General features: G+C 45.2%; 12 protein-coding genes and 13 tRNA genes. 15 read left to right on the top strand and 10 right to left on the bottom strand.

The window, feature by feature from the left end; genetic code table 11:
• The first annotated feature begins 46 nt into the window (after window positions 1-46).
• The 13 genes from KQI_RS0110770 to KQI_RS0110710 all read left to right on the top strand — a co-directional run bounded on the left by KQI_RS0110770 (window position 47) and on the right by KQI_RS0110710 (window position 1265).
• Window positions 47-118, top strand: a tRNA-Glu gene (locus tag KQI_RS0110770).
• 69 nt (window positions 119-187) lie between these two features.
• Window positions 188-263, top strand: a tRNA-Val gene (locus tag KQI_RS0110765).
• Window positions 264-289: 26 nt separating this feature from the next.
• Window positions 290-363: transfer RNA gene (locus tag KQI_RS0110760), tRNA-Met, on the top strand.
• Between the two features lie 17 nt (window positions 364-380).
• Window positions 381-457: transfer RNA gene (locus tag KQI_RS0110755), tRNA-Asp, on the top strand.
• A gap of 37 nt (window positions 458-494) precedes the next feature.
• Window positions 495-567 (top strand) — tRNA-Phe (locus KQI_RS0110750).
• A 20-nt stretch (window positions 568-587) separates the two neighbouring features.
• A tRNA-Thr gene (locus tag KQI_RS0110745) sits at window positions 588-663 on the top strand.
• 4 nt (window positions 664-667) lie between these two features.
• Window positions 668-753: transfer RNA gene (locus KQI_RS0110740), tRNA-Tyr, on the top strand.
• A gap of 7 nt (window positions 754-760) precedes the next feature.
• Window positions 761-834, top strand: a tRNA-Trp gene (locus KQI_RS0110735).
• Window positions 835-851: 17 nt separating this feature from the next.
• Window positions 852-924, top strand: a tRNA-His gene (locus tag KQI_RS0110730).
• Between the two features lie 9 nt (window positions 925-933).
• A tRNA-Gln gene (locus tag KQI_RS0110725) sits at window positions 934-1008 on the top strand.
• 7 nt (window positions 1009-1015) lie between these two features.
• Window positions 1016-1087, top strand: a tRNA-Gly gene (locus KQI_RS0110720).
• Between the two features lie 12 nt (window positions 1088-1099).
• A tRNA-Cys gene (locus tag KQI_RS0110715) sits at window positions 1100-1174 on the top strand.
• Between the two features lie 12 nt (window positions 1175-1186).
• Window positions 1187-1265: transfer RNA gene (locus KQI_RS0110710), tRNA-Leu, on the top strand.
• 152 nt (window positions 1266-1417) lie between these two features.
• Here KQI_RS0110710 and KQI_RS28980 read toward each other — a convergent pair.
• The 7 genes from KQI_RS28980 to KQI_RS0110680 form a co-directional block, all read right to left on the bottom strand.
• Window positions 1418-2074, bottom strand: coding sequence for a site-specific integrase (locus tag KQI_RS28980; protein WP_241763892.1), 657 nt, complete (start codon window positions 2072-2074; stop codon window positions 1418-1420).
• Entirely contained in the window at window positions 2034-2234 is a 201-nt protein-coding gene (locus KQI_RS29800) for a tyrosine-type recombinase/integrase (protein WP_411830926.1), read from the bottom strand. The genes KQI_RS28980 and KQI_RS29800 overlap by 41 nt, the downstream gene beginning before the upstream one ends.
• A 402-nt stretch (window positions 2235-2636) precedes the next feature.
• Window positions 2637-3581, bottom strand: a complete 945-nt coding sequence (locus KQI_RS0110700) for a methyl-accepting chemotaxis protein (protein WP_411830925.1) — start codon at window positions 3579-3581, stop codon at window positions 2637-2639.
• Window positions 3530-4666 carry a cache domain-containing protein gene (locus KQI_RS0110695; RefSeq protein WP_010346779.1) on the bottom strand — a complete coding sequence of 379 codons (1137 nt, stop codon included), beginning with the start codon at window positions 4664-4666 and terminating at the stop codon, window positions 3530-3532. The genes KQI_RS0110700 and KQI_RS0110695 overlap by 52 nt, the downstream gene beginning before the upstream one ends.
• 429 nt (window positions 4667-5095) lie before the next feature.
• Window positions 5096-5740, bottom strand: coding sequence for a peroxiredoxin-like family protein (locus KQI_RS0110690; protein WP_010346778.1), 645 nt, complete (start codon window positions 5738-5740; stop codon window positions 5096-5098).
• A gap of 21 nt (window positions 5741-5761) precedes the next feature.
• On the bottom strand, window positions 5762-6454 hold the full coding sequence (locus tag KQI_RS0110685) for a cytochrome c biogenesis CcdA family protein (protein WP_010346777.1): 693 nt from the start codon (window positions 6452-6454) through the stop codon (window positions 5762-5764).
• Window positions 6454-6738, bottom strand: coding sequence for a thioredoxin family protein (locus KQI_RS0110680; protein ID WP_010346776.1), 285 nt, complete (start codon window positions 6736-6738; stop codon window positions 6454-6456). Before KQI_RS0110680 ends, KQI_RS0110685 begins: the two co-directional genes overlap by 1 nt.
• A 184-nt stretch (window positions 6739-6922) precedes the next feature.
• Between KQI_RS0110680 and KQI_RS0110675 the strand changes: the two genes are divergently transcribed.
• Together KQI_RS0110675 and KQI_RS0110670 are read left to right on the top strand one after the other, a co-directional pair.
• Entirely contained in the window at window positions 6923-7636 is a 714-nt protein-coding gene (locus tag KQI_RS0110675; protein ID WP_010346774.1) for a response regulator transcription factor, read from the top strand.
• Window positions 7633-8667: a sensor histidine kinase gene (locus KQI_RS0110670; RefSeq protein ID WP_010346773.1), complete on the top strand. Its 1035-nt coding sequence runs from the start codon at window positions 7633-7635 to the stop codon at window positions 8665-8667. The genes KQI_RS0110675 and KQI_RS0110670 overlap by 4 nt, the downstream gene beginning before the upstream one ends.
• A gap of 498 nt (window positions 8668-9165) precedes the next feature.
• Here KQI_RS0110670 and KQI_RS0110655 read toward each other — a convergent pair whose 3' ends face one another.
• From KQI_RS0110655 to KQI_RS0110645, 3 genes are all read right to left on the bottom strand, one after another.
• On the bottom strand, window positions 9166-9774 hold the full coding sequence (locus KQI_RS0110655) for a hypothetical protein (RefSeq protein WP_010346772.1): 609 nt from the start codon (window positions 9772-9774) through the stop codon (window positions 9166-9168).
• The gene (locus KQI_RS26790) at window positions 9771-10307 is read right to left on the bottom strand and encodes a ParA family protein (protein WP_010346771.1); all 537 of its coding nucleotides are present in this window, start codon (window positions 10305-10307) and stop codon (window positions 9771-9773) included. The genes KQI_RS0110655 and KQI_RS26790 overlap by 4 nt, the downstream gene beginning before the upstream one ends.
• A 714-nt stretch (window positions 10308-11021) precedes the next feature.
• Window positions 11022-11471 carry a hypothetical protein gene (locus KQI_RS0110645; protein WP_138984805.1) on the bottom strand — a complete coding sequence of 150 codons (450 nt, stop codon included), beginning with the start codon at window positions 11469-11471 and terminating at the stop codon, window positions 11022-11024.
• Window positions 11472-11523 lie beyond the last annotated feature (52 nt).

Raw genomic sequence — 11523 nt, 5'->3', positions numbered from 1 at the left:
CGAGGGTTCGAATCCCTCTCTCTCCGCCAGAATTATTTTGTTGCATGGCCCGTTGGTCAAGGGGTTAAGACACCTCCCTTTCACGGAGGTAACAGGGGTTCGAATCCCCTACGGGTCATAAAAAAATCCATAAGGAGCTTGAAATAAAAAGTTCGTTGTGGTATCATATTAGAAGTGTTCCAATTGTGGAGGCTTAGCTCAGCTGGGAGAGCATCTGCCTTACAAGCAGAGGGTCGGGGGTTCGATCCCCTCAGCCTCCACCATTTGAAAAATTAATATTTATTACTGTCGCGGGGTGGAGCAGTTCGGTAGCTCGTCGGGCTCATAACCCGAAGGTCGCAGGTTCAAATCCTGCCCCCGCAATCAATTAACTTTATTATGGAACTGTGGTGTAGAGGCCTAACATGCCTGCCTGTCACGCAGGAGATCGCGGGTTCGAATCCCGTCAGTTCCGCCATTAGTAATACTTTCTTTAAAGAAGAGCCTTATAATAAGGCTCGGTAGCTCAGTCGGTAGAGCAGAGGACTGAAAATCCTCGTGTCGGCGGTTCGATTCCGTCCCGAGCCACTTTTAAATGAATATTTTTTGCCGGTGTAGCTCAATTGGTAGAGCAACTGACTTGTAATCAGTAGGTTGGGGGTTCAAGTCCTCTCGCCGGCACCACTGTGGAGGATTAGCGAAGTGGCCAAACGCATCAGACTGTAAATCTGCTCCCTTACGGGTTCGGTGGTTCGAATCCATCATCCTCCACCAGTTTTATAGGGGCATAGTTTAAAGGTAGAACAACGGTCTCCAAAACCGTTGGTGTGGGTTCAATTCCTGCTGCCCCTGCCAAATATTCATTACTTGCGGCGGTCGTGGCGAAGTGGTTAACGCACCGGACTGTGACTCCGGCATTCGTGGGTTCAAGCCCCATCGGCCGCCCTTTAGTTTTGGGGATTAGCCAAGCGGTAAGGCAACGGACTTTGACTCCGTCATGCATAGGTTCAAATCCTATATCCCCAGCCATTTTCATGCGGACGTGGCTCAGCGGTAGAGCATCGCCTTGCCAAGGCGAGGGTCGCGGGTTCGATTCCCGTCGTCCGCTTTGATATACTCTGGCGCCATAGCCAAGTGGTAAGGCAAAGCTCTGCAAAAGCTTTATTCCCCAGTTCAAATCTGGGTGGCGCCTCCATAATTTGAATATGCCGGCGTGGCGGAATGGCAGACGCGCTCGACTCAAAATCGAGTGGGAAACCGTGGAGGTTCGAGTCCTCTCGCCGGTATTAGCTAAAAGAGTTCATTAGAGACATTCTCTGATGAGCTTTTTTTATTTGAGTTTTAGTACCCTACTCATTGCTTGAGCTGAAGGTACCTTCGAGTTGCATTCCAGATGTGAATAAATATTTGCCGTTGTTGCGTAACCACAATGCCCCAGTCATTTCTGAACTTCTTTCATGCCTACGCCGCTGGCAAGTAACAGACTGGCGCAGCTATGACGGAGATCGTGATACCGAATGTGCCTAAAACCGTGTCTCTCCAGCAGAATGGGAAAATGCTGCGTAATGTAGCCAGGCTTAATGCGTTGGCCTAATGCATCGACATAAATATACTCCAGGTAGTCTGTGCAGTAATTATTTCCATATGATAAGCGATCAGTTTCTTGTTGTTCCTTAATACGGATCAGTAGTTCATAGAACGTGTCCACTAGCGGTAGTGTGCGGCGACTCGCTTTGTTCTTGGTACGATCTTTTGCAATTTCAATGAATTTACCGTTTAATGTGCCGGAAGTAACGGTATGCTTGATTGTAATGGTTCGGTTAATTAAATCAATCGCAGACCATTTTAAACCAACCACTTCACTTCGTCTTAATCCGTAAAAAGAAGCAAGAATGATGGCAAGTTCAATTTTTTCGCCACGGATTACTGCCAAAAGCTGATTCAGTTCTTCGGCGTTGTAAAAGCTCGCTACATAGTTATTCTTTTTTGGACGTTCCACAAGAGCAGCGGGATTCGCTACAATCAGCTTTGTTTTCATTGCGTACTGAAGGGCTTTACGGATATTGGCATGGTAATGAAATAACGGTATTAGCACTTACACCTCGTACATTCATCTCGTGAGTGTAATATGTCTGTATGTCCTCTGTAGTCAAATCCTCAAGTATGATCCCTTTTTCACGGAAATAGGGCTCTACGCGGCCTTTTACAGCGTTTGAATAGGAGATGTAGGTAATAAGTTCGATACTGTTCTTCATCATCTCCAACCATTGCAGCATGAAGTCTGCGAACAGCCTTTTGTCTTCATCAGATGATGCGGCTGCTTTTGCTTCTACGGTATGTTTTTCAACTTCTTCTGTTAGCGCTTGTTCCTCCAGGTGATGATTTTTTCTAGCTTCTTGAAGTAAGATTTCGGCTTTTTTTTTGTTGCCCTTTATCTTTAGTCCGGTAGGAATCCACTTTGGTTTTCGTCTGACAGTTTAAGACGATATAGAAAAGGCCTTTTTTTTCTTGTAAGTGGCCTGCGATCATACCTGATCCTCCTTTGGTTAGCAGCCCACCTCTCAACCATTGACACCATAATTATATCATAGTAAAGACGTCGGTTCAATGCGTTAATGTGTTAAAGTTATTTTCGTGATGCAACTGTGGTGAATGCATCAATGATTGGAGGTAGGCGATAACCTGAATTTTGGGTATTTTGGCTCCTCGGAAGCGCCTGCAACCTTCCCGGCGTGTTCCACTGTATTTTTGGCAATACCGGTGAGTTGATCCACGGCAGCGTTAATTTGCTCCGTTCCTGCCATCAAAGTCTGTGAGGATACGTATATTTGATTATTTTGGGCGCTGATACCAGACAAGCCAAACGTGATCTTCGCGAAGATAGCCTCAGCTTCCGCAGCCAAAGCTGCTCCCTCGGCTACCTTTTTGCTGCTTGCAGCCATTGCGTGAGAAGCATTTTCACTCCCCGCCTGAACTTCTCCAATAAGGCTGCCGATTCTTTGAGCAGCCTCTTTTGCATGTTCGGCCAGTTTTTTCACTTCGTTCGCTACTACGGCAAACCCTTTGCCATGTTCCCCCGCACGTGCCGCTTCAATGGATGCATTCAACGATAACAGGTTGGTTTGGCTGCTGATCTCGCTAATAAAATGAACGATTTGGTCAATTTCGCCGGAACACTGCTCCAATTGGGCGATCACTTTTGAGGTAGCAGCATTGTCCCGCTCCAGTTCCTGCAGGAATAAGGCCGCTTCCTTCATTTGCGTTCCACCGTAATTGGCCCGTTCCGTCATTTTGGTCATTACTTGCGATGAGGTCAAGGCATTATCTACAATCTCTTCAACTTCGGCAGACATAGCTTCCATGGAAATAACAGTCTCTTCCATCGACTGCATCTGTGAATCAGAACCGAAAGCGACCTCATGGATAGCGTTAACGACGTTTTCCGTTACCTTGCTGCATTCGTCAGAACTAGCGCTGAGCTGCTCTGACGCAGAAGCGATATGAAGAGAGCTTCCCCCGATTTTAGACAATAATTCCCTCAACTTTGCAATCATAACGTTAAGATTACCCGCCATAGACGCAAATTCGTCTCTGCCCGGGATATCAATTCTAAGGTTAAATCGCCGTTTTCCAATCTTTTGGATAAGGCGTTCACCTTTTGCAGATTACGCGTAATTATGACACTGTGGAGCAGAATAGAGAATATCATAACTGCCAGCCCAGAAATCGAAATGACGGAAATCCAAAGGAGTAATGAATTTAGCGGATGAAACAGTTCGCTTTCGGGAACAGTCAGCGTTAATAGCCACCCGAGCCCATCCAGCTTCTGATAGAAAACGCGATAGCTTTCGCTTCCGTCCGTATAAGCCAACATACCACTGCTTCTGTCCAACATTTCATTGGCCAGGCTTGCAAGTTCGGAATTGGGCTCGTCCGGCAGCTTTATTGTCATCACTTTGTCGGCGTCCGGTCCTGCCAAATAGTTGCCTTGTCCATCATAAAGAGTCGCCCAGCCTTCAGCGCCCACCTCGGTATTTTTAACATATTGCTGAATTGTTTCCAAATTCATATTTCCGGTCACCAAACCCATCAAGGTATCGTTTTGATCAAAAAAGGGTACCGAAAAGGTGACCACCGTCATGTCCATAATGTCATCATAATAAGGAGATGTTATGCCTGCTTGCGTCTTGTAATCACTGTACCAGCTCTGTGTATGATAATCGTAGGCGGGATCGTTGAATTGATTAGAGGCTACCAGTTCTCCCGCATTGCGATAGACGTAGGCTGAAAAATATTTGCTCATAGGGTCGTACCGCTGGGATTCAAAAAATACGCCCATGCCCGTAATTTCGGGATTGCTGGAAATTGTACGGTTCAACATGGCTTCATATTGATTCTGGGTAAACGAAGTGGACTGCTCCGCAATCATGCTCGCCATAACTTTTGGAAGCTTACTACTATCATTTAAACGGGAAGCGATTTGTCCCGTAACATCGCTTAACTGGGAATTCATCCGCTGCTGGATCTGGTCCTGGATACTTTTATCGGAGTACAAATAGGAAAATTCTGTAATGGAAATCAGCGTCAAGATAACTGCCGGAAGCAAGGTGGCCAGCGTTTTGGCCCGTACTGTGCGAAATAAAAAAAATGTTGTTTTGACTGATTTGTTCAACGATGGCAGCGCCATATGAAACTCCCCTCATTAGCTCTGTACTATTCAATTTGAATGGCTGAGCCTCCTATTCATTAGAACACATTTATCAAGGTTATTAACCGTAATTATTCGTAAATCATCATATCTTGTTGATTAAGCGTTGCCTGTAAAAGCAAAAGAATAGGGACAAAGCAATCACTTTGTGGTAAAAAGTGGGCCGCCTGCGGCCAGGAACCGGCGACATACCAGCGCTGGACAGCTGAAGCCGTTCACGGCGCGAGCGGAAAATTACCCGTGTCGCAGCAAAGGAAATAGCGAGAGGCACAGCTACTACATCCGTTGTGCCTCCCGCTCTCAATCAATTCCAGGTCCGCAATTGGTACTTATAATGGATTAGTCTAATATTTTATGTTTACAGTATAATAGCATCTGCTCGATGCCTTGAGTCGTATCGATGTCAGTTCACAACTTCCTTAACTCATCCAGAATATCCTCTGGAGCCAAGCGCTTCATAAAATCCGGATTAACATATGCGGAACGGATTATGCCCGACTCATCAATCATGAAGGTGGAAGGAATGGGAAGAATCCATCGATCAGTCGCGTTGTATTCAGCCAAATTCATGTTGAACAAGTTCGTCATGAGTTCCTGAATGTATGGTGGTATATCGTACAAAATATTGTAAAAAGCAGCCACCAGACCGTTCGTATCGCTCAGCACCTGAAACTGCAGATTTTCCTTCTCTTGATGGGAGAGCGTATTGTCTGGGCTTTGAGGGCTGACGGCGATGAGCCTGGCACCCAACGCTTCAATCTCCGGTAGCACTTTCTGATAAGCCCGGAGCTGCGAGTTGCAATAAGGACACCAACCTCCGCGATAGAAGGTTAGAACGACTGGTCCTTTGACCAGTTCGTCGTACAAGTAGATGGGGAGCCCCATGGAATTTTTGAGCATAAAATCTTTTGCCTTCTGCCCTTCCTGCACGCCGTACTGGATTCCCGACTCCTGCTGCTCCCGGATCAAACGGAACATCTCAGCCTGGACTTCTAGGGGCGAATGGGCGATAAATCGTTGTTTCATTTCTTCTAGCGTTTGTGTCAATGACATGAATGATTCTCCTCCTACTATTTATTTTAGAAACCCAACAATCAGCAAAACGATGCCAAGTGCAATTGAGAGGTAGCCGGCTATTTTCTTTACAGGGCCGCTCCATTTTGACAATTTACGCAAAATGGAGATGGAAAAGATTGCAACAGCTGCAAGTAACAGACCTTTCCCCAACGAATAGGTAGTCATGAGCAACGCTCCGTGAAGCGGACTTCCCTGAAGTGCGATATAGCTAATCAACGCAAAAAAAATTGGAATTGCGCAGGGTGAAATGATTAGTCCATAAGGAATCCCTATCTTGAAAGCAGCCATGTTGCTTTGATGGAGATCCGGCTGATTGAGCGGCTTTTGGAAGGTAGGCATTGCGAATGAAGTAACACCAAGCAATTGCAGTCCGGCCAATATGTCAAAGAGGGGGGGAGCCCAGGTTAACAAACGATATTTCTCAACAAAGGGCAGGAATTGGTGTCCGAGCAGCGCGAAGATCAAACCAGTCAACAGCGAGGTAACAACCATACCCAAGATAAAGTAGATAGCTATCACACCAGCTTTTCTTTTATCACCAGCTGCTCCTTTCTGGGCATAACCAGCAAACATAGCAAGCACAGGCATATAGCATGGCAAAACCGCGCTAACGATTCCGACGATGAACACAAGGATATAGGTAGCGGCTGAAATTCCACCTGTAATTGTGAATTGATATAAGTTCTCCATTATTTTCTCCTTTCGTTTAGTGGATCAGATTCATGGTTGAGCAGTTCATGCACTCGTTCATAGAGCTTAGGCAGTGAGGGAACAGAGACAAATTCTGTTTTCCCGTTGATGAGAATCGCTCCAGCACTGAAAATGTTCAGTTCCAGGAGACGTTCAAAATGATCAATCACACTCAACTCCTGAGTCTCGATTTGCGGAAATTCTACCGCCACTTGCTTAACAAGCTTTAGCGCTTTTTGACAAATTGAACACCCTGGACCAGCGGATACAACTTCAATTAACAATTGAACTCCTCCTTTTTTCCATTTCGTTAAGTATCCTCCTTCGAGGAAAGGTTTGATTTTATTATAAAGTTTACGATGTTAAATCCTTGTTAAGTGGACTTCGAAAGACTGAATGATTTTCCTCGTATCGCGGAATAATGTGTGATATTCTATTTTCATTGTCATAGAAGAAGGGAGTGGTGATATGCGAATTCTCATTGTCGAAGATGAGGAGGACCTTTCACGTGCGTTAGCCAAGGGTTTAAGAAGAGAAGGTTATGCAGTGGACATCGCTATTGACGGGCTAACTGGGTGGGAACTCGCAGAAACCAATGATTATGATGTGATTCTTCTTGATATCAATCTTCCGGAACTAGATGGTATTTCACTTTGTCAACGAATTCGCCAGTCCTCGTACCATAACGATGTTTTTATTCTCATGCTGACAGCTCGCAACCATCCGGACGAGGTAGAAGAAGGACTCGATTCAGGTGCGGATGACTACCTTCGTAAACCGTTTATGTTCAATGAGCTGCTTGCCCGCATACGGGCGCTTCTTCGTCGGAATTCATCCGTGAAAAGCACCGTCCTGCAGTTCGATCAGCTTACCCTTGATTTGAAGACAAAGGAAGTCCGGTTCGAGGATGTTCTTATTTCATTAACGAAAAAAGAATTTGGTTTGCTCGAATATCTGATGCTGCATCCCCACGAGATCATTTCGTCGGAAAGGCTTCTTGAGCATGTTTGGGATATCCATGCAGACCCCCTTTCTTCAACGGTTCGGGTTCACATCAATTCTTTGCGCAAAAAACTCTCGCACCATGATCCAAAAGCAGGAGAAGAGTATATTCAGACCGTTCAAGGTTTTGGATATAAATGGGCTCTGAGCAAAGCTGTAAAGAAAGAGGCAATGACATGAGGCCATGGAATCGGCTTTCACTGCGTGCGAGATTGACGCTGTTTTCTGTTCTTTTTTTGGGAATCTTGATTACTCTATATGTGGGTATAGAGTCTTTAATCACTGTTTACAAGATCTTACCCGAAATGCAGGGGCGACTTATAAGCTTGCTGGTCGTATCAGGAGTTATGGTTCTGAGCGCACAATGGATCGCAGCGATTACTCTGAGGCCTGTGAAACGGATGAGTGAAACCGCTGCTGGAATAACGGCAGCCACTTTGAATCAACGTCTAGAGATTGAACAACTTCATGATGAATTGAAGAAGCTTGGAATCGTATTCAATACGATGCTTGATGGGCTGGAACACTCTTTTAAACATCAGGCTCGTTTCGTTTCCGCAGCCGCGCACGAATTAAGAACGCCACTTTCCATCCTGCGTACGAATCTTGAAGTGACAGGAGACAGCGATGGCGTTGAGCTAAGCGAATGGAGAGATTACAGGGCGGTAACAGAGCGTACGCTTGCCCGCCTAGAGTCATTAACGGAGGATTTGTTGCTGCTGGCTGACGGTACGTATGATCGAGAGCATAGCGAGGACAAGGTTGTGGAACTTGCCGACATTCTTGCAGAAGCAACATCTTTTATGGAACCGATGGCAGTCAAATACGGGGTGACACTTCATCTAATGGAACCCTGCGATGTTTTGGTTAAGGGGGAAGAAAATTTCTTATTTCTGGTCTTTCGAAATCTGTTGGACAACGCCATCCGGTATAATCGTCCTAATGGGAACGTTTCACTGCAGATATCGCAGGAAGATGGACAGGTTGTGGTCCGGGTTTCGGACACGGGGAAGGGAATACCCCCTTCGTCAAGGGATCTGATTTTTGAGCGGTTTTATCGAATCGACTCGTCAAGAGCACGTAGGAATGGCGGAGCTGGCTTAGGTCTATCGATTGTCAGGCATTTGCTTGCGTTTTCCCAAGGAACCGTTGAATTGGAGACAAGTTCCCATTTAGGAAGTGTGTTTAAGGTTACGTTAGTACAGGGTTAAGAAGCTCGACATCACTCTAATCTTGATGATGCAATTCTGGAAAAATCAAGGAGGTTGATGTTATGTGGTCTTCCGCTGGACAATGGTAGGTAAAGATGACAAAGTACTCCTGATAAAAATTAAGCGGGATATCGAATATACACTCTTTAAACCCGAGTTCTTACCCTATTATTGTTTCTGTTGAACCATAACGCTGCGAAGCTGGTGGGCTTGCCTGTTCGGAAGTTGCTGGATATAATGACCGTACTCTAGCAAAGGAAAAAGGATATCCCCATGGCGTTGTACACCTGCTAGAACAGGCCGTACCGGAGATACCCTTTCATCAATAGACATGATTACTGTAGCAGAGTATGAGCTCATTGGAAATATTTCCGGTGTTTTTCGTAAAGATCCCTTGGAGTTGGTAGGTTTTCCAATAGATGCTGAAGGTTTGACGCGCGCGGCTAAGTAACTCACCGATTTCGTCAAAGGTGTTTCCCGCGAGACGAAGGTGAACCGCTAAGCATCTTTCGTTCGGGCTGGGACAGACGAGGGAGTGCTTAAACCAGTGATTTGTGTTTCGAGTAACTTCCGGTAAAGCTCATCATTGATTTGTGTACCAAACAAGTCATGTGAACTTTCACCAAAAAGAATATTCGAGTCTATTGTTTTAAGCATATACGATTTCAAGTTGGCTGGAACGAATAACCCAAGCGGCTGTACAGTGATGCTTCTGCACCGTTCTACAGCCCGATAAAAACGCACTAGCTCATATGGCATGGCAGATCCACAAAGAAGGCGAATATCTGCCGCGGCAAAGTCTTCTTGAATACGCTGTTCACCAAGAACACCGCAATCCAGAACAATTACATTATAGTCTCGACTCAGTTCCTTCGTTAAATAAAGGTCGTTGTCTTCTAATACATAAGCATTTCCTATCTTCTCCGGTTCGAATAAATGAATAATTTGAGCCAGGTGATTATTTGTATTGGCCTCCACGTAGCAAGCACTTCCACCGTGCGCATTAATCCAGGAGACAAGATTCATAGCAGTTGTCGTTGTCCCCATGCGGCGATCACAACCGGCAACTGCAATCTTTAGATTAGTGCAGGTGAAGCGATACTTCACCGTTTTTTCACCTTCACGATGATGTTCAGCAGCTGAGTAAGACCAGTGGCGGACCAAAGCTGCGGGTTAACGGGAATTAATACACTGTCACTCGCCGCGAGAGCATTGATGGTCAGTAAACCCAATGACGGGTTGGTGTCGATGAGAATATAATCGTAATGACTCTTCATGGGCTCCAGTAATGTTGCCAATGTCTTCTCGCTACCCATTTCATCTCGAAGATTGATCTCAGTGACCGATAATTCGATATTGCTGGGAATAGGATCAATGTTACCTTGGTGATACAGATACTCTTCTTCCGCGGGAAGCAGGTGATCGCTCATAAAAGCATCCAGAATATTGCACATACTGACTGACAGTTGATCCGGCTGCTCAATTCCGAAGCACAGGCTCAGATTACCCTGCAGGTCAAAATCAACCAGCAAAACCTTTTTATTTTCATGGGATAAAGCATGAGCAAGGTTGTAGGCAGAAGTCGTTTTTCCGGTGCCGCCTTTTTGGTTGGCAATAGTGATAGTTCTGGCGTAGGTCATTTGAAATACCCTCCCTGGAGCTTTGCTCCGATAAGTTGTCAATGGTAGGGAGTGGGCTGGTTCTTGTCAGATTCTTTCTGAGTTCTTCCCAACGTGCAAAAAAGAAATCTTTTTGGTTTCGCGGCGGAACCCTTGCTGGGCTTAAGAAAGATCAAAAAAACCGCGAAAAACCTTGATGTATCAAGGCTTTTCGCGGGTCGAGGATTCCTCTACTTGGACCTAGCTTCCGCTACTGACTCAGTAGCAGTCACGACTCAAAATCGAGTGGGAAACCGTGGAGGTTCGAGTCCTCTCGCCGGTATCAAACTTTATAAGCAGAAGCTCATTAGATATCATCTCTAATGAGCTTCTGCTTATATTTTTATTATTTCATTCATTGTACTTGCTGAAAATACTTTGGAACTGTATTCTAATGAATCTCCTCTCGAATGGTATGTAATTAAACATCGGTGGAGCATGTGCATAATAAGCAAAGACGCCATACTTCTAAGGCAAAATGAAAGCCGCTGCTCTGGTGATGGGTAGCGAGACTTGCCGCCGATGTGTTGTTTAAAATGCGGGGATGTTCGTCTATGCGCTGCTGGACAGGCTATTTACCTAACATTTTTAACCCCCACTGAAATTCGGATAACATCGTTATCTGGATTTCTTTCTGCGAAATAGTGAGCAAGTCCACGGAGTAAGCATGCTCAACTATATCCAATCGATTGTCCCTTATATATTTTTTAAAACGATATAAGTTTTACACATCGTCTCATAAGGTCCTCTAAGGTTTATAACCGCATACAGACCCTTAGGTTTTATCATTAACCTCTCAGCCTGAATAGGTGCTTTTAATTTGTTGGCGATATAGTTTGGATAGAAAAAACCTTCTTCGAATATACCATCAGCATCCTTTTTGCTTCTCTCTTGGCTGGACCGTTGGCCGGCTTGGTTTTTACATCGATTGGATGTGATTCGTATCAAGAGTGCCGCTTTGCTGATTGCCACATTGGGATGGGCGTCTATCTCTTCCTGGCCGGAACGCTTTTGTTTGTGGTCATTGCGGCCGCTATCGTTGGATTCGTTGGTGCACAATCCAAGAAAAGGGAAACCGCGAATCATTCTTAATATCTTTTGTAAATCTGTAACATTTTTTATTATAGATGATATAGCCTTGGTCATAAGGGATTTCACGACCAGGGTTCTTTTGTTTGGGACACTTTCTATTTGAATT

The organism is Paenibacillus peoriae KCTC 3763, from assembly GCF_000236805.1.
Taxonomy (GTDB): Bacteria; Bacillota; Bacilli; order Paenibacillales; family Paenibacillaceae; genus Paenibacillus; species Paenibacillus peoriae.
This window is presented reverse-complemented; position numbering and strand designations above follow the sequence as displayed.

What these genes read in the sequence shown, in the direction of transcription:
- KQI_RS0110670 (WP_010346773.1), top strand. Translation starts at nt 7,633, where the DNA reads ATGAGGCCATGGAATCGGCTTTCACTGCGTGCGAGATTGACGCTGTTT.
- KQI_RS29800 (WP_411830926.1), bottom strand. Translation starts at nt 2,234, where the DNA reads ATGAAGAACAGTATCGAACTTATTACCTACATCTCCTATTCAAACGCT.
- KQI_RS0110685 (WP_010346777.1), bottom strand. Translation starts at nt 6,454, where the DNA reads ATGGAGAACTTATATCAATTCACAATTACAGGTGGAATTTCAGCCGCT.
- KQI_RS0110675 (WP_010346774.1), top strand. Translation starts at nt 6,923, where the DNA reads ATGCGAATTCTCATTGTCGAAGATGAGGAGGACCTTTCACGTGCGTTA.
- KQI_RS0110645 (WP_138984805.1), bottom strand. Translation starts at nt 11,471, where the DNA reads ATGACCAAGGCTATATCATCTATAATAAAAAATGTTACAGATTTACAA.
- KQI_RS0110695 (WP_010346779.1), bottom strand. Translation starts at nt 4,666, where the DNA reads ATGGCGCTGCCATCGTTGAACAAATCAGTCAAAACAACATTTTTTTTA.
- KQI_RS26790 (WP_010346771.1), bottom strand. Translation starts at nt 10,307, where the DNA reads ATGACCTACGCCAGAACTATCACTATTGCCAACCAAAAAGGCGGCACC.
- KQI_RS0110690 (WP_010346778.1), bottom strand. Translation starts at nt 5,740, where the DNA reads ATGTCATTGACACAAACGCTAGAAGAAATGAAACAACGATTTATCGCC.